Here is a 15,682-nt window from a genome sequence, read left to right as displayed (position 1 = left end):
ATAACCAGCAAATATGAAATCAATTTATGATATTTTCTTAAAAAAATTCTGACTTTTAACAATGGCACGTGCCTCAATTATTCTAGGTAATCACAATTAATTACCGACCTATAACTTTTCTAAATCTTTTCCAAAAAAACGCAAAAAACGTCCTTGATATTTCAACCGTTAAAAATTCAAAGGACGTTTCTTTTTATATTCAATTGTGTAAGGAGAGGAAGGGACTCGAACCCTCAAAACATTACAACGTTCATCCACTATGTAACCTCTCCAACAGAAATGCTATTCACTTCTTCTTGATAGTGGCAGCAAATTATTGAAATTGTGCTTCCACACGGTAAATGACTTGACCTTTTTTAGAGAATTTCTCTTCATACTCTGTCATGACATTTCCTTCAAAATCACTAGCATGCAAATCCAACCAAACTTGTTTTAAAATCATGCCATATTGTGAGAAGCTTGCTAAGCTATATTCAAACAAGCCTCGGTTATCAGTTTTGAAGTGGATTTCACCGTGTTCAGGTAAAATCTGACGGTAAGTATCCAAGAATGTCTTATAAGTCAAACGACGTTTTTCATGACGTTTCTTAGGCCATGGATCTGAGAAATTCAAATACATCAAATCAATTTCGCCGTCTTCAAAATAATTAGTCAAATCCGAACCATCAACTAGTAGCAAACGAACATTTGGTGCTTGGCTATCTAGAACTTTATCCAAAGCGTAACTTAATACTGATACTTGAATATCAATTCCGATATAGTTAATATCAGGATTTTGCAAGGCCATTCCTGTGATGAATGCTCCTTTTCCTGAACCAACTTCAATGTGGATTGGGTTATCATTACCAAAAACTTCGCGCCAATGACCTTTTGCTTCTTCTGGATTTAAGATAACATAGTGTGGGTTATTTTCTAAGTGCTCCTCAGCACCCTTACGTTTTCTAACTCGCATTATTTATTTTTACTAACTAACTCCCTAAATTTTCGTAAGCCGTAAATTTCTTGGTTTACGTGCTCCATATCTCGTTTATCAAAACATTTCAAAATCTGTGAAAGATATGAAAACTGTCCGTACCATTTCACTTTACTGCGTACTTTTTCATTGTCTTTATAGCCATAATAATTCAACCACTCACCCCAACGTGTGTAAGGAATGTAGTGACTCAAAAGAAAGGCTACATCATACATTCTGTCTGTCAAACGAACTGAATCCCAGTCAACTAGATAAATCATACCACTTGTTGTGATTACCCAGTTACTGTGTTTAATATCACCATGCACAATTGTCGCAACTTCTGAGCGAAACTCTGGTAAGCTACGTTTTAATTCTTTTACAATACTTTGCAAATAAGTATTTTCACGAATTTGTAACGGTGCATTCTTTTCCCAGTCAACCAACAAATCATATGGATTTTCAATCTTATAGTTCAACTGCAATAATTGATTAACCAATGGACGTGACTTGTGTAAACGCAAAAGAATATGGACAATTTGTTTACTACCCATATCCTCCTTAGTCAAAATTCTTCCATCAAGCCATTCCTGTGCACTCATTGTATCGCCGTTACCAGTTCGACGTACCCACAACAATTGTGGTGCAATCTGTTCTTTTGCAAGAGCTGGTAAAATTGGTGTTGTGTTAAACTTGATAAAGATTTTTTCACCATTTGGATATTGACCAATAAAAGCTTTGCCACTTTTACCTCGAAGAGGTGTCATTGTCAATTCCTGATCTGATACTGTTGTCACCTGTCTGCCCTCCTTTTCTATTCTATTACTATACATTTCTTCACCTTTATTTTACTTGTTTTACACCAGCTAGTCAATCATCTTCGCGATTTTGTAAGGAAGATACCATTCTGTAACAATTACAGTCACTAAAATGATTAGACCTGCTGCTTTCAATGAGAAGCATAAAACAAGCTCAATTAAACTAATCAAATAAGATAAACATCTCAAAAATACCTTTAGATTAGCCTTTTTCTGTATTTCTGATATTGGGTATAAACGTGTTAAATATTGATAATCAAAATGTTGGGCTAAACTCAATAGTTGAAAGAGTAAAAGATAGTTAAAAACAAGCGCAAGAGCTGCTGCTACTAAATGATTTGGAACAAATAGCAAAGCTAGAATACTTAGTAGTGATAAACGTAAAGTTAACGCTAAATAATCCGAGCTGCGAAGAAAAGCACGAAGGTACAAGTTTGACCATGTTTTAGCATGTGTCTTCTTAACTAAAAGTAGCAATTTATCAAGATAAGCACGACGTTTTACGCTAGCTGAAATACCTTTAACAGTTGTAAAGAGAGCAAAGAACTTCAAGATTCCTTGACGACGTTTCGATTCATAATTAATAGCTTTTTCCCATGAAAAATGTCCATCTTTAAAAAAGACTTTTTCCTTTTCTGTCATCACAAACCACTTCAGAATAGCTAAAACAATCACCAATACAATAAAAATAGCTAGTGACATTCCCAATTTGAAGAAAATCGGTGCCAATAAAATCAGCACAACTGTCTGAATCACCGTCCAAATACCAAATGAACGAATGCGAGCTTGATGAATCAGGCTTACAACTTCTTCTTCCTTAGGAAGATAAAACAACTTATCCGGTGCCTCAATGTAAGTCGCAATTTTTCCAAGGCTAAGCATAGCAAGCGCCACAAAAGCTAAAATAATTTCTAGCCAAATGACATTTTTGGGAAAATGCTGCAATAATTTTCCATACTGAAACATCAAAAATCCAAGCAAGAAAAACAGCACTAAAACAAAATGGTCATTTAAGACATATCGTAAATACTTCAGACATTGCCCTAAAAAGAGGCGACGTCGTTTTTGAAAAACTTCTTTCATTCTCATCCCTCTTTAGTCAAAGCTATGTAGATATCATTTAAGCTAGCGTCTTTCTGACCGAAAGCTTCTCGCAATTCAGCTAAATTTCCTACAGCTCTTACTTGACCATGATGCAAAATCACAAAACGGTCACACATTTTTTCAGCAGCATCTAACACGTGTGTCGACATCAAAATCGCCTTACCTTTTGCTTTTTCTTGCGCAAGCAAATCTGTCAAATCAGAAATAGCCAACGGATCCAATCCTAAAAACGGCTCATCAACAATAAACAGACTTGGATTAACCATGAAAGCACAAACAATCATGACCTTTTGCTTCATCCCTTTTGAAAAATTAATCGGGAACCAATCAAGTTTATCAGACAGACGGAAAAGTTTTAGCAACTCTTTTGCACGCGCCATAGCAGCCTCAAACTCAAGATCATAAGCCATTGCAACAGTTTCCAAATGCTCACGCAAAGTCAATTCTTCATATAAACTTGGCGTTTCAGGAATAAATCCAATTTTTTTACGATAATCAGCTTGATTATTAGCCAAAGTCAAACCATCTAGCGTAATTTGACCTTGATAAGGCGTCAAAAGTCCAATAATTTCATTTATGGTTGTTGATTTTCCAGCACCATTTAGCCCAATTAATCCAACAAGCTCACCATCATTTACTTCAAAAGAAATATTTTTTAAAACTGGGATATTAACATATCCACCTGTAAGATTTTCAATTTTTAACATAAGCTACCCACATTTTTTTGATATAATAATTATAACAAAATCAAAGGAATATAGGTGATTCAAATGGAAAATTGCATCTTTTGTAAAATTATCTCTGGTGAAATTCCTTCATCAAAAGTTTATGAAGACGATAAAGTCTTAGCCTTTCTAGATATCTCACAAACAACTAAAGGTCACACTTTAGTCATTCCGAAAGAACACGTTCGCAACGTTCTTGCCATGTCAGAAGAAACATCACAAGAATTATTTGCTCGCTTACCAAAAATTGCGCGTGCCGTCCAAAAAGCAACTGGAGCTGTTGGTATGAACATCGTAAACAACAACGAAGAAGTCGCTGGGCAAACTGTTTTCCACGCTCACGTTCATCTTATTCCACGTTATGGTTCTGATGATGAATTCTCACTTAACTTCACAGAACACGAACCAGATTTTGAAGCACTTGGAAAATTAGCTGAACAAATCGCTGTAGAGGTAGAAAAATGAAATTAGCACATCTTGTCGCATTTGGTGTGGCAAGCTGCGCTGGTTTTGCAGCCTATCAAGCCTACCAAAAGCGCGAAGAATATACTCAAGAAATCACTGATGTCAATGATATCAGTAACAGAATTGTTGATGACATTTCTAAAATTAGTCGCTCTATCGAAGATATCAATCAACAATTACCAAAGCTTGAAAGTATCAGTAAAGATTTGGATTACAAACGACGACTTTTTGAACAAGAAACAAACAGTCGCCTCGAAGAGATTGGGCAAATTCTTGGAAAATATCAAGAAGCCACTAACGAAAAAGCCTAGGAATAATTCCTAGACTTTTTATTTTTCTACTATTGTATAGATAAAAAAGCCGACCATCTGGTCGAGCTTTTTTAGTATGCATAGGTTTCATCTTGTGAATAATAAGTATCTGTTGCGTAATCACCATTATCAGCAGTACCGTAGTCACTGTAACCACTATCGTAACCATAGCCGCTATCAGAATCACCATAACTATAATCACTATAACCATAATCGCTATAATCACTACCATAAACATCATCTGATAAAACAGCACTTGTTTTAAGTTCAGTACTTTCCTCTAAACCAAGTTGTTTTTTAATAGTATTTTGAATTTCGAGCAAGTGATCTGATGAAACGACTTGGTAAGATGTGCCATTAATAGTTTGTCCCTCACCTTTAAGTTGGTAAGTTTCGATTGTCTTCAAGGCATCTGTATAACCTAGTAAACTTGGAATTGTACTTGATGAAATTTCGATGTTAGTCTGCATGTTCTTGCTGACTGCAGAAAGAATTTTCTTATAAGAAGATACACTATCAAGTGCTAAAATTTTCTTAAGAACTTTTTGAATAACTTCACGTTGACGTTTTTGACGACCATAGTCACCTTCTGGGTCATCATAACGCATACGTGCATAAACTAAAGCTTGTTCACCATTGATTTTATGAGTTCCTGGTTCAACTGTAGCTGTGTATTCAGGTTCGTTCTCTGAAATTGAGATTGGAAAATCAAAATCATTTGTTACTGTAATACCACCAACAGCATCAACCAAATCAACCAGACCTTGCATATTGATTTGCATGTAGTAATCGATATTAATATCTAATAAATCTTGAATGGTCATAATTGCCATTTGAGCACCGCCTGAGGCATAAGCAGCATTCAATTTTGCTTGAACACCATTCATATCGTTATCTTCTGGTCCTGTTAATTCAATCAGAACATCACGTTCAAGACTTGTCATCGTCGTCTTCTTAGTCTTAGGATTAACAGTCACTAAAATCATTGAGTCACTATTACCTTCCCAAGTTGATTGACGTTCAGAATCCCCTGTATCAACCCCCATCAAGAGAATTGAGAAAGGTTTAGTCTGTTCAATAGCATTGCTGCTTGAACCAGACGTCTTGTAATCTTTAAACGTTTTTGCCAACTCACTTGTTGAAAAATTATAAGCAGTCGTAACATAAACACCTAGTGCAACAACCGTTGTTACAATAATTGCTGCTAACATCAACAGAATTTTTTTTCCAAGTTTCATTTGTCTACTTTTAGTCTATTAATCTACTCATCGAGTAGACATCAAGAAATTCTCCATCTTTAGTTTTTGCGCCACGTTCTTTAGTAGCTTCAATCTTAAAACCGAACTTTTCATAAAGGTGGACAGCTCTGCTATTTCTTGCTTGAACTGTCAACTCCAATCGACGAATCATCGGAGTATGACACGCCCAATCAAGAGCAACTTCCATAAGAAGTGAACCTAGACCGTATCCCCAATATTTTTTACGAATGGCGATAAAAATATCACCGATATGATTTGTCTGAGACGAATCGCTGCTGGATACATTTAAAACACCAGCTAACTCTCTACCAACTCGAACAACAAGACAAATCTCATTAACAGCTGCCAAATGACGCTCTAAAAAAATCGCCATATCGTCTTGCGACAAAATACTGTCTGCGACAATAAAATCTGTCTCTTGACTAACTCGCTCAAGAAGATTACTCAAGGCTGCTGCATCACTTACCTGTGCTTCTTCAATAATCACTTCTTGCTCAGTCACAAGCCATAGCCTCCGCAAGCTTCTCACTTCGTGGACCATTAGTTTGTAACTCAATCTGGCGTCCGTCTCCTGAAGGAGTGATGACCACTTCTAAGTAATCCCCTAGTAAATCTTCTTCTAGAAGTTCACCCCACTCAATGACAGACACACCATCACCATACAAGAAATCATCTAAATCAATAGAATCAGGATCATTTCCAATTCGGTAAACATCTAAATGATAAAGCGGCAAACGTCCTTCATATTCTCTAACAATTGTATAAGTAGGACTTTTAATCATTTGATTAATATCAAGCCCTTTTGCAATTCCCTTAGTTAAAGTCGTTTTACCAGCGCCAAGATTTCCAGTTAGTACAAGGACATCCCCTGCTTGTAATTTTTGTCCTAGCCGATAGCCATAAGCCATCAACTCATCTTCGTTATGACTATAAAACATGAGTCCATTATACCAAAATTCTGTTTTCCTTCCAAGTCTCGCCAGTTTTTTCACAGAATCTTTTTATTAAAAATTAGCAAATATTAATTTTTTCAGCTATCATTCGCTTTAAAAAAAGCTGAAGGCGAGAGAACGATACCTTCAGCTTTATTGAAAACTATATTTTTACAAAATTGCCAAGCTAACAAAGTTAAGAATAAACAATGCATCTAAAACCCACATAACAGCGTGAACTTCTTTTGCTTGACCTCTTACGATTTTAACAAGTGTGTAAGTGATAAATCCAGCAGCGATACCATAAGTAATGCTGTAGCTGAATCCCATAAAGATTGATGTAAAGAACGCTGGCACTGCTTCTCCAAGATCATCCCATTTAACATGTTTAAGATTTGAGAGCATCATGATACCAACAATGATAAGAATTGGGGCAGTTGCTTGTGTAGGAACAATTGAAACAAGTGGACTAAAGAAACTTGAAATAGCAAATAGTACAGCAACTGTAAGAGCAGTCAAACCTGTACGACCACCAGCTCCAATACCAGCAGCTGATTCAACGTAAGTTGTAACGTTTGAAGTACCTGCGATAGCACCTAATGTTGTACCAACTAGGTCAGAGTAAAGTGCACGGTCAAGTTTTTTAGATTCTTTATTACCACCAGTTGTTGTGATAATACCAACTTTTGCACCAGTACCAACAAGTGTACCAATTGTATCAAAGATATCTGTCAATGAGAATGCAAGAATAGCCATCAAGACGCCAGGAATACGTGAAGGATCTGAGAATAATGAACCTAAACCTTGGCTACCAAGAGCAACACCAAATATTTTTTTCAAATCATTGATTGATGCAGATAGGTTTGTTGCTTCCCAGTCGACTGAACCAAGATCAACAACACCAATCAAAATACCAATAATAGTTGTTGCTGCAATTGAAAGAATAACTCCTCCGCGAACTCCTTTAACAATAAGGAAGATTGAAATAGCAAGTCCAATCAAAGCAAGGATAACTCCTGGGTTATCAAAAGCGACCAAACCTGGTGTAGCAGATGCATTTGCTGTAATAGATGCAAGACCTTTATCAGCTCCTGAACCAGCTACTGTATATGTACCAGCATCAATAGAGAATTTCAAAAATCCTGCATTTTTAATTCCGACATAAGCAAGGAAAATACCGATACCAGCTGAAATAGCTGATTTCAACGCTGCTGGGATTGATTCAATAATCAATCGACGAATTTTAGTTACTGTGATAAATAGTGAAATAAGACCACAGATGAAAACCATAGCAAGTGCTTCTTGCCAAGTGTATCCGAGGGCAAAAACAACAGTATATGTGAAGAAGGCATTAAGTCCCATACCTGGTGCTTGCGCATATGGAAGATTTGCGTAGAAGGCCATCATCAATGTACCAACAACAGCACCAATAATTGTAGCAAGGAACACACCTTGTGTAGGCATTCCAGCTTGTGAAAGGATTGATGGGTTAACAAACAATACGTATGACATTGCAAAGAATGTTGTTAAACCAGCAGTTACTTCTCTACGAACATTCGTACCATGTTCTTTAAGTTTAAAAAACTTTTCCATTTTTAAATGGTTTCTCCTTTTAATAAGGTTAATAATAGTCGCTTTTTCTTCTATTTCCGAACGACTTATATATTCTACCAAAAGATTGTTCAGTTTTCAATAGCTTTATTTAAAATTTTCTCTATCTAAAAAAATAAGACATAAAAGCTGTAAAAAAGTGAAGCCAAGCACGAAATGAAGGGCATTCCAGCTAATCACGTCTAGGATTTCTTTTATGACAACAGTCGGTCTTGTGAAAATATCCCATGAATTTAGTCGGGCATAACGTCCGATATGAATAGCAAAACTAGAAACGAAAGACAAAACAGCTATAAAAAACATTCGGATATAATAATTTTTGACTTTAAATGTCACCACAATGTTCTTAACACTTTCAATCCCACACAAAACACCAAATAAAATGCTAGATACATAGAGCATGTATAAAATCAAGCTTGATTTATCCCACAAAACCGAACTTGTAAAATTCATATGTACAATATCTGTCAGCATGTAGAAGGTATTTGGATAAAAAAACAGCCACAAGATTGCAGCTACAACTTTCACTGCCTTATTCTTGATAAAATACGGAATCAATGAAAAATCAAGAGCTACCAATGCCAAGAACATATTCCAAATCAAGTCTGGTCCTTCAAGATGATAATAGTAAATTCCTAGAGAAATAACTCCGAAAAAGAAATGGACTATCGCGATTTTTTTAACCATAAAATCTCCCCTTTCTTACCCAAAAATTATAGCAAATTTTCCTATAAAAAGCCTTTAAAAAATAACAAAAAGCCTGGTCACTCCACCAGACTTCTTACTATAAATTAATCATTATCAAGAACAACAAACATCATCACTTGAACAACCATTAATCCAAGAATAAACGGCATATTGATAGTCGTTAAGGCATTTGTCACTTGCTCAAAAATATTTAAGTGTTGATTTACAATAACTTTCCAAGTAATTCCTAACGTTCGTAATATTTGAAACATCAAACTAGCTGCAAATGCCACTCCCATGATAAAAAATACTTGGATGTACTGATTCAAATTCAACGGCTTTAAAATCATTCGTAAGCTCAGTGTACCTGCAACTAGCGAAAAAACAAGAACAGCTAAGTAAATCATGAATGATGTCATCCCATCTGTCGTCCATAAAACCGTCGTTGCCCAAGATCTATCTGCAACACTAAATAGCACATTTAAATTATTAGGATAGAAAAAGCACCACAAAACAAAGGCTGCCACTCGTAAAACAATGTGCTTAAAATAGTAGAAGAAAAATCCCATTTCAACTGCTAGCAAGGAGAAAAGGACATTGTTCATTAAACCATCGGTATTGGCATGAAAAAATGTAATGCTCAAAATGATTCCTAAAGCAAATAAATGACTCCAAAAAATTTTATACATTGATGCGTAACCTCATTTTTTATTAAAACTATTATATCATACCTACTTTTCTTTTTCTTTGCTAGTCTTTTTTGTTATAATAGCACCTATGACAAAGAAAAAAATGATTGCACTTGATTTGGATGGAACCCTACTTCGTAGTGATAATACCATTTCAGATTATACAGTTGAAACTCTTAAAAAAATCCAAGAAAAAGGACACAAGGTTGTCATTGCGACTGGTCGTCCTTACCGTATGGCACTTGAGCACTACAAGCGTCTTGAATTAGAAACACCTATGATTTCTTTTAATGGTTCACTCACTCACCTCCCAGAAAAAAAATGGGACTTTGAACATAGTGTGACCATCGATAAAAAATATCTACTTGACGTTCTTGACCTTCAACAAAGTGTTCAAGCAGATTTTATTGCAAGTGAATACCGAAAAAAATTCTATATCAGTGCTGAAAATCAAGAAATTATTAACCCAAAACTTTTTGGGGTGGAAAAAATTACAGACAAAATGGCACTTGATATTAGCAAAATCACCAAAAATCCAAATGGTCTGCTGATGCAAACACGTCATGAAGACAAGTACCTACTTGCTGATGAGATGCGAAAATTCTTCAAAAATGAAATTGAAATTGATTCTTGGGGCGGACCACTCAACATCTTAGAATTTTCACCTAAGGGTATCAATAAAGCTTATGCACTCAAGTACCTTTTAAAAACAATGAACATGGACAGCGATGATTTGATTGCCTTTGGTGATGAACATAATGATACTGAGATGTTATCTTTTGCAGGAACTGGCTATGCTATGAAAAATGCAAGTGACATCTTACTTCCCTTTGCTGATAAACAAACCGAGTTTTCAAACGAAGAAGATGGTGTTGCAAAAGAATTAGCGAAAATTTTTCTATAAATTTCTGAAAAACTTCTTTTTGAGAAGTTTTTTCTTTTTTTCATCGTTTTCAAAACATTTTCATTATTTTCATAAAAAACACCCCGTTTTATACGAACATTATTTACTTTTTTATACAATTTAATCGCTTTATTTTGCGAGTTTCTGAAAATTTTTCATGATTTGTGTTATTTTTTCTCAAAAAGCTATTGCTTTTTTTTGTGAAAACGTTTTACAATAATATCGTTCTTAAAATTTCCTTGGAACGGAAAAGAATTGCCAAGCTTGCTTGGAAGGAGATTATTCTTTTTTGTTTCAACGAAAAATAATCATAAGGAGGAAGAACAAGAATGGGTATCGGTATTATTATTGCCAGCCATGGTAAATTCGCTGAAGGTATTCATCAATCAGGTTCTATGATCTTTGGTGACCAAGAGAAAGTTCAAGTTGTCACTTTCATGCCAAGTGAAGGACCAGATGATTTATACGCACACTTCAACGATGCTATCGCACAATTTGATGCTGATGATGAAATCCTCGTACTAGCTGACCTCTGGAGTGGTTCTCCATTTAACCAAGCTAGTCGCGTTATGGGTGAAAACCCAGACCGCAAGATGGCTATCATTACAGGTCTTAATTTGCCAATGCTTATCCAAGCCTACACTGAGCGCATGATGGACGCTAATGCAGGTGTTGAACAAGTTGCCGCAAATATCATTAAAGAGTCTAAAGATGGTGTTAAAGCACTTCCTGAAGAACTCAACCCAGCTGAAACAGCTGCTGCTGCGCCTGCCGCACAAGCTGCTCCTCAAGGTGCTATTCCTGAAGGAACTGTCATCGGTGATGGTAAACTTAAAATCAACCTCGCTCGTATTGACACACGTCTTCTTCACGGACAAGTTGCAACAAACTGGACACCAGCTTCTAAAGCTGATCGTATCATCGTTGCATCTGATACAGTATCTAAAGACGAATTGCGTAAAGGCTTGATCAAACAAGCTGCACCAAACGGTGTTAAGGCAAACGTTGTTCCAATCAGAAAATTGATTGAAGCAGCTAAAGACCCTCGTTTTGGTAACACACACGCACTTATCTTGTTTGAAACACCTCAAGAAGCTCTTCAAGCTATCGAAGGCGGTGTGCCAATTAAAGAACTTAACGTTGGTTCAATGGCTCACTCAACAGGTAAAACAATGGTTAACAACGTATTGTCAATGGACAAAGATGATGTTGCCACATTTGAAAAATTACGTGACCTTGGCGTAACATTCGATGTTCGTAAAGTCCCTAATGATTCTAAAAAAGACTTGTTTGACTTGATTAACAAAGCAAACGTTCAATAATTTTTAAATCGAGCTTTCGGCAGGAACAAAAAGTAAGCGTTTCTATAAAGGGCTTTCATCTGCCGTTAGACGATTTAATTCCTGTTTTTATCCAAAAACGTAAGCCGTGGTTTCTGGCTTACAATTGCACATTGAAAACTTTTATAAACGAAAGGAACTAGAATAATGTCAGTTATTTCTATGATTTTAGTCGTTGTAGTTGCCTTCTTCGCTGGACTTGAAGGTATCCTTGACGAATTCCAATTCCACCAACCACTAGTTGCTTGTACTCTTATCGGTCTTGTAACTGGTAACCTTGAAGCAGGTATTATCCTTGGTGGTTCTCTTCAAATGATCGCTCTTGGTTGGGCTAACATCGGTGCCGCTGTTGCACCAGATGCTGCTCTTGCTTCTGTAGCGGCTGCCATTATCATGGTTAAAGGTGGAGACTTCACAACTAAAGGTATCGCAGTTGCAACAGCAACAGCTATCCCTCTTGCCGTAGCAGGTCTTTTCCTTACTATGCTTGTTCGTACTGCTTCTGTTGCCCTTGTTCACGGTGCTGACGCTGCCGCTAAAGATGGTAACATCGCTGCAGTTGAACGTACTCACTTGATTGCTCTATTCCTTCAAGGTCTTCGTATTGCTGTTCCTGCTGCTCTTCTTCTTGCAGTTCCAACTTCAGCAGTACAAGCTGTACTTAACGCTATGCCAGACTGGTTGTCAGGTGGTATGGCTGTCGGTGGTGGTATGGTTGTTGCCGTAGGTTACGCTATGGTTATCAACATGATGGCTACAAGTGAAGTATGGCCATTCTTCGCTATCGGTTTTGCCGTAGCTGCTATCTCTGACCTTACTCTTATCGCCCTTGGTACAATTGGTGTTGCTCTTGCATTCATCTACCTTAACCTTTCTGAAAAAGGTGGTAACGGTGGCGGAACTGTTTCAGGTTCTGGCGACCCAATCGGCGATATCTTGGAAGACTACTAAGAAAGGGGTACAAACATGGCTGAAAAACTTCAATTATCAAAATCTGATCGTCAAAAAGTTTGGTGGCGTTCTACTTTCCTTCAAGGTTCTTGGAACTACGAACGTATGCAAAACTTAGGTTGGGCATATGCTTTGATTCCTGCCATCAAAAAACTTTATACAACTAAAGAAGACCGAGCTGCTGCTCTTGAACGTCACTTGGAATTCTTCAATACTCACCCATACGTTGCTGCTCCTATCATGGGGGTAACACTTGCACTTGAAGAAGAACGTGCAAATGGTGCTGAAATTGATGACACAGCTATCCAAGGGGTTAAAATCGGTATGATGGGACCTCTTGCTGGTGTTGGTGACCCAGTCTTCTGGTTTACAGTTCGTCCTATTCTTGGTGCTCTTGGTGCTTCACTTGCTATGGCAGGTAACATCGTAGGTCCACTTCTATTCTTCTTTGGATGGAACATCATCCGTATGGCATTCTTGTGGTACACACAAGAACTTGGTTACCGTGCTGGTTCTGAAATCACTAAAGACCTTTCAGGTGGTATCATCCAAAAAATCACTAAAGGTGCTTCAATCCTTGGTATGTTCATCCTTGCCGTTCTTGTTGAACGTTGGGTATCAATTACTTTCGCTGTACAACTTCCTTCAACTAAACTTTCAGAAGGTGCTTACATCGAATTCCCTAAAGGAAATGTAACTGGTACTGAACTACAAGGTATTCTTGGTAAAGTGGCCGATGGACTTAGCCTATCAGCTGAAAAAACTAACACACTTCAAGGTCAATTGGATTCATTGATTCCTGGTTTGATGGGACTTCTTCTTACATTCCTTTGCATGTGGTTGCTTAAGAAAAAAGTTTCACCAATTACAATCATTATTGCATTGTTCGTTGTGGGTATCGTTGCTCGCTTCTTCGGAATCATGTAATAAAAGAAAGGAAGGATTTCGGTCCTTCTTTTTTTATTATGTTATAATAAACTAAAAGCAAACTCAGAGGAGATTACATGGCACAATCAATTAATTCTACCGTCGAATTAACAACTACTGGCGTTTCTTATCTTGGCATGGGAGGAAAGGTTGGAAAGTTCCTTCTTGGCGATAAGGGGCTTGAATTTTACAGTGATGCTAACGTCGAGGACTATATTCAAATTCCTTGGGAAAACATCGAAAAAATCGGTGCTAACGTATCTCACAACAAAGTCAGCCGTCACTTCGAAGTTTTCACAGATAAAGGAAAATTTCTCTTTGCCTCAAAAGACTCAGGTAAAATCCTAAAAGTGGCTCGCAATCACATTGGAAATGACAAAGTTGTTCGCATGCTGACCCTTGTTCAAGTCATCTTAAAAAGACTATCAAGATTTGTCAAAAAGAAATAAATCTAGTATAATAGGTAGTACGGATAAGTAGGAATTGAGCTTTTCCAGAAAGTCTGCGGTTGCTGCGAGCAGATAGGGTGATAATTCTGAAATTCTACCGTTAATTCAATTAAATAGAAAATTAAGTGCACAGTATGTGAAGCTGGATGGAACCGCGCATTTGCGCTCCAGCAGTTAACATGCTGTGCTTTTTGTTCATCTTGATTGTCAAAATCATATGAACACCAAAAACATTGGAGGAAATTTATGTTAGACATCAAACGCATCCGCAACGATTTCGATGAAGTAGCTAAAAAATTGGCTACACGTGGCGTTGCTGCTGAAAAACTTGCTGAACTTAAAGAACTTGACGACAAACATCGTGAATTGCTAATCAAATCAGAATCAGCTAAAGCTGAACGTAACACAGCTTCTGCAGCTATTGCACAAGCAAAACGCAACAAAGAAGACGCTTCTGAACAAATCGCTGCAATGCAAAAATTGTCAGCAGACATCAAAGCTACTGACGCTAAACTTGCTGAAATCGATGAAAAATTATCTGAATTCACAGCAACACTTCCAAACATCCCTGCTGCTGATGTTCCTGTAGGTGCTGACGAAGATGAAAACGTGGAGGTACGTCGTTGGGGTACACCTCGTGAATTCAACTTTGACATCAAAGCTCACTGGGATCTTGGTGAAGACCTTGACATCCTTGACTGGGAACGTGGTGCAAAAGTTACTGGTTCTCGCTTCCTATTCTACAAAGGACTTGGAGCTCGCCTAGAACGTGCTATCTACAACTTCATGTTGGATGAACACGCTAAAGAAGGTTACACAGAAGTTATTCCTCCATACATGGTAAACCATGACTCAATGTTTGGTACTGGTCAATATCCTAAATTCAAAGAAGACACATTTGAATTAGCTGATTCTGACTATGTTCTTATTCCAACTGCTGAAGTTCCTCTTACAAACTACTACCGTGGTGAAATCCTTGATGGTAAAGAACTTCCAGTTTACTTCACAGCAATGAGCCCATCATTCCGTTCAGAAGCTGGTTCTGCTGGTCGTGACACTCGTGGTTTGATTCGTCTTCACCAATTCCACAAAGTTGAAATGGTTAAATTCTCTAAACCAGAAACTTCATACGATGAATTAGAAAAAATGGTTGTCAATGCTGAAAACATCCTTCAAAAACTTGGTCTTCCATACCGTGTTATCACACTATGTACTGGAGATATGGGATTTTCAGCTGCTAAAACTTACGACCTAGAAGTTTGGATTCCAGCTCAAAACACTTACCGTGAAATCTCAAGCTGCTCAAACACAGAAGACTTCCAAGCACGTCGTGCTCAAATCCGTTACCGTGACGAAGCTGATGGAAAAGTTAAACTTCTTCACACTCTTAACGGTTCAGGTCTTGCTGTTGGACGTACAGTCGCTGCTATTCTTGAAAACTACCAAAACGAAGATGGTTCTGTAACAATTCCAGAAGTTCTTCGTCCATACATGGGTGGCGTTGACGTTATCTCACCTAAATAATAATAAAAACTGCTAATCAATGATTAGCAGTTTT

18 protein-coding genes and 1 tRNA gene are annotated in these 15,682 nt (G+C 37.3%); 8 read left to right on the top strand and 11 right to left on the bottom strand.

Features of this window, described 5'->3' with window-relative positions; translation table 11 throughout:
* Window positions 1-210: 210 nt before the first annotated feature.
* The 5 genes from ACN0NP_RS06725 to ACN0NP_RS06705 all read right to left on the bottom strand — a co-directional run bounded on the left by ACN0NP_RS06725 (window position 211) and on the right by ACN0NP_RS06705 (window position 3,581).
* Window positions 211-272: transfer RNA gene (locus tag ACN0NP_RS06725), tRNA-OTHER, on the bottom strand.
* A 41-nt stretch (window positions 273-313) separates the two neighbouring features.
* Window positions 314-952 carry a tRNA (guanosine(46)-N7)-methyltransferase TrmB gene (gene trmB / locus ACN0NP_RS06720; protein WP_021141720.1) on the bottom strand — a complete coding sequence of 213 codons (639 nt, stop codon included), beginning with the start codon at window positions 950-952 and terminating at the stop codon, window positions 314-316.
* Window positions 952-1,785 (bottom strand): cell cycle regulator CcrZ, encoded by an 834-nt coding sequence (gene ccrZ / locus ACN0NP_RS06715; protein WP_045798213.1) that lies wholly within the window; start codon window positions 1,783-1,785, stop codon window positions 952-954. The genes trmB and ccrZ overlap by 1 nt, the downstream gene beginning before the upstream one ends.
* 33 nt (window positions 1,786-1,818) lie before the next feature.
* Window positions 1,819-2,853: an ABC transporter permease gene (locus ACN0NP_RS06710; RefSeq protein WP_423216999.1), complete on the bottom strand. Its 1,035-nt coding sequence runs from the start codon at window positions 2,851-2,853 to the stop codon at window positions 1,819-1,821.
* A 2-nt stretch (window positions 2,854-2,855) separates the two neighbouring features.
* Window positions 2,856-3,581 (bottom strand): ABC transporter ATP-binding protein, encoded by a 726-nt coding sequence (locus ACN0NP_RS06705; protein WP_303189584.1) that lies wholly within the window; start codon window positions 3,579-3,581, stop codon window positions 2,856-2,858.
* Window positions 3,582-3,644: 63 nt separating this feature from the next.
* Between ACN0NP_RS06705 and ACN0NP_RS06700 the strand changes: the two genes are divergently transcribed.
* On the top strand, window positions 3,645-4,064 hold the full coding sequence (locus tag ACN0NP_RS06700) for an HIT family protein (RefSeq protein ID WP_021141715.1): 420 nt from the start codon (window positions 3,645-3,647) through the stop codon (window positions 4,062-4,064).
* Window positions 4,061-4,375: a hypothetical protein gene (locus tag ACN0NP_RS06695; protein WP_021141714.1), complete on the top strand. Its 315-nt coding sequence runs from the start codon at window positions 4,061-4,063 to the stop codon at window positions 4,373-4,375. The genes ACN0NP_RS06700 and ACN0NP_RS06695 overlap by 4 nt, the downstream gene beginning before the upstream one ends.
* Before the next feature lie 71 nt (window positions 4,376-4,446).
* Here ACN0NP_RS06695 and brpA read toward each other — a convergent pair whose 3' ends face one another.
* The 6 genes from brpA to ACN0NP_RS06665 all read right to left on the bottom strand — a co-directional run bounded on the left by brpA (window position 4,447) and on the right by ACN0NP_RS06665 (window position 9,553).
* Complete coding sequence (brpA, locus tag ACN0NP_RS06690) at window positions 4,447-5,613, bottom strand: biofilm formation/cell division transcriptional regulator BrpA (protein ID WP_027968145.1); 1,167 nt, start codon at window positions 5,611-5,613, stop codon at window positions 4,447-4,449.
* Between the two features lie 10 nt (window positions 5,614-5,623).
* Window positions 5,624-6,136 (bottom strand): GNAT family N-acetyltransferase, encoded by a 513-nt coding sequence (locus tag ACN0NP_RS06685; RefSeq protein WP_423216998.1) that lies wholly within the window; start codon window positions 6,134-6,136, stop codon window positions 5,624-5,626.
* A complete protein-coding gene (gene tsaE, locus ACN0NP_RS06680; RefSeq protein WP_024344600.1) occupies window positions 6,129-6,572 on the bottom strand; it encodes a tRNA (adenosine(37)-N6)-threonylcarbamoyltransferase complex ATPase subunit type 1 TsaE in 444 nt (147 codons plus the stop codon). The genes ACN0NP_RS06685 and tsaE overlap by 8 nt, the downstream gene beginning before the upstream one ends.
* Window positions 6,573-6,737: 165 nt before the next feature.
* The gene (locus ACN0NP_RS06675; RefSeq protein WP_024344599.1) at window positions 6,738-8,159 is read right to left on the bottom strand and encodes an NCS2 family permease; all 1,422 of its coding nucleotides are present in this window, start codon (window positions 8,157-8,159) and stop codon (window positions 6,738-6,740) included.
* A gap of 105 nt (window positions 8,160-8,264) precedes the next feature.
* On the bottom strand, window positions 8,265-8,864 hold the full coding sequence (locus tag ACN0NP_RS06670) for a DUF1361 domain-containing protein (protein ID WP_033151972.1): 600 nt from the start codon (window positions 8,862-8,864) through the stop codon (window positions 8,265-8,267).
* A gap of 104 nt (window positions 8,865-8,968) precedes the next feature.
* Window positions 8,969-9,553 (bottom strand): hypothetical protein, encoded by a 585-nt coding sequence (locus tag ACN0NP_RS06665; protein WP_423216997.1) that lies wholly within the window; start codon window positions 9,551-9,553, stop codon window positions 8,969-8,971.
* An 88-nt stretch (window positions 9,554-9,641) separates the two neighbouring features.
* On the opposite strand from ACN0NP_RS06665, the gene ACN0NP_RS06660 reads away from it, so the two are divergent.
* From ACN0NP_RS06660 to serS, 6 genes are all read left to right on the top strand, one after another.
* Window positions 9,642-10,457, top strand: coding sequence for an HAD family hydrolase (locus ACN0NP_RS06660; RefSeq protein WP_024344597.1), 816 nt, complete (start codon window positions 9,642-9,644; stop codon window positions 10,455-10,457).
* A gap of 329 nt (window positions 10,458-10,786) precedes the next feature.
* Window positions 10,787-11,779 (top strand): PTS sugar transporter subunit IIB, encoded by a 993-nt coding sequence (locus ACN0NP_RS06655; RefSeq protein WP_021141703.1) that lies wholly within the window; start codon window positions 10,787-10,789, stop codon window positions 11,777-11,779.
* 165 nt (window positions 11,780-11,944) lie between these two features.
* Entirely contained in the window at window positions 11,945-12,748 is an 804-nt protein-coding gene (locus ACN0NP_RS06650; RefSeq protein ID WP_021141702.1) for a PTS mannose/fructose/sorbose transporter subunit IIC, read from the top strand.
* 15 nt (window positions 12,749-12,763) lie between these two features.
* A complete protein-coding gene (locus ACN0NP_RS06645) occupies window positions 12,764-13,675 on the top strand; it encodes a PTS system mannose/fructose/sorbose family transporter subunit IID (protein ID WP_024344596.1) in 912 nt (303 codons plus the stop codon).
* A gap of 77 nt (window positions 13,676-13,752) precedes the next feature.
* Window positions 13,753-14,124, top strand: a complete 372-nt coding sequence (locus ACN0NP_RS06640) for a DUF956 family protein (RefSeq protein WP_021141699.1) — start codon at window positions 13,753-13,755, stop codon at window positions 14,122-14,124.
* A 246-nt stretch (window positions 14,125-14,370) separates the two neighbouring features.
* Window positions 14,371-15,648 carry a serine--tRNA ligase gene (gene serS / locus ACN0NP_RS06635; protein WP_423216996.1) on the top strand — a complete coding sequence of 426 codons (1,278 nt, stop codon included), beginning with the start codon at window positions 14,371-14,373 and terminating at the stop codon, window positions 15,646-15,648.
* The last annotated feature ends 34 nt before the right edge of the window (window positions 15,649-15,682 follow it).

The sequence above is a fragment of the Streptococcus equinus genome, from assembly GCF_049393805.1.
GTDB classification, from domain to species: domain Bacteria; phylum Bacillota; class Bacilli; order Lactobacillales; family Streptococcaceae; genus Streptococcus; species Streptococcus equinus.
The sequence above is the reverse complement of the archived record's forward strand: the minus strand, read 5'-3'. Positions and strand labels throughout refer to the sequence as shown.

Coding starts and splice junctions, on each gene's coding strand:
- trmB (WP_021141720.1), bottom strand. CDS start 952: ATGCGAGTTAGAAAACGTAAGGGTGCTGAGGAGCACTTAGAAAATAAC.
- ccrZ (WP_045798213.1), bottom strand. CDS start 1,785: ATGTATAGTAATAGAATAGAAAAGGAGGGCAGACAGGTGACAACAGTA.
- ACN0NP_RS06710 (WP_423216999.1), bottom strand. CDS start 2,853: ATGAAAGAAGTTTTTCAAAAACGACGTCGCCTCTTTTTAGGGCAATGT.
- ACN0NP_RS06705 (WP_303189584.1), bottom strand. CDS start 3,581: ATGTTAAAAATTGAAAATCTTACAGGTGGATATGTTAATATCCCAGTT.
- ACN0NP_RS06700 (WP_021141715.1), top strand. CDS start 3,645: ATGGAAAATTGCATCTTTTGTAAAATTATCTCTGGTGAAATTCCTTCA.
- ACN0NP_RS06695 (WP_021141714.1), top strand. CDS start 4,061: ATGAAATTAGCACATCTTGTCGCATTTGGTGTGGCAAGCTGCGCTGGT.
- brpA (WP_027968145.1), bottom strand. CDS start 5,613: ATGAAACTTGGAAAAAAAATTCTGTTGATGTTAGCAGCAATTATTGTA.
- tsaE (WP_024344600.1), bottom strand. CDS start 6,572: ATGTTTTATAGTCATAACGAAGATGAGTTGATGGCTTATGGCTATCGG.
- ACN0NP_RS06675 (WP_024344599.1), bottom strand. CDS start 8,159: ATGGAAAAGTTTTTTAAACTTAAAGAACATGGTACGAATGTTCGTAGA.
- ACN0NP_RS06670 (WP_033151972.1), bottom strand. CDS start 8,864: ATGGTTAAAAAAATCGCGATAGTCCATTTCTTTTTCGGAGTTATTTCT.
- ACN0NP_RS06665 (WP_423216997.1), bottom strand. CDS start 9,553: ATGTATAAAATTTTTTGGAGTCATTTATTTGCTTTAGGAATCATTTTG.
- ACN0NP_RS06660 (WP_024344597.1), top strand. CDS start 9,642: ATGACAAAGAAAAAAATGATTGCACTTGATTTGGATGGAACCCTACTT.
- ACN0NP_RS06655 (WP_021141703.1), top strand. CDS start 10,787: ATGGGTATCGGTATTATTATTGCCAGCCATGGTAAATTCGCTGAAGGT.
- ACN0NP_RS06650 (WP_021141702.1), top strand. CDS start 11,945: ATGTCAGTTATTTCTATGATTTTAGTCGTTGTAGTTGCCTTCTTCGCT.
- ACN0NP_RS06645 (WP_024344596.1), top strand. CDS start 12,764: ATGGCTGAAAAACTTCAATTATCAAAATCTGATCGTCAAAAAGTTTGG.
- ACN0NP_RS06640 (WP_021141699.1), top strand. CDS start 13,753: ATGGCACAATCAATTAATTCTACCGTCGAATTAACAACTACTGGCGTT.
- serS (WP_423216996.1), top strand. CDS start 14,371: ATGTTAGACATCAAACGCATCCGCAACGATTTCGATGAAGTAGCTAAA.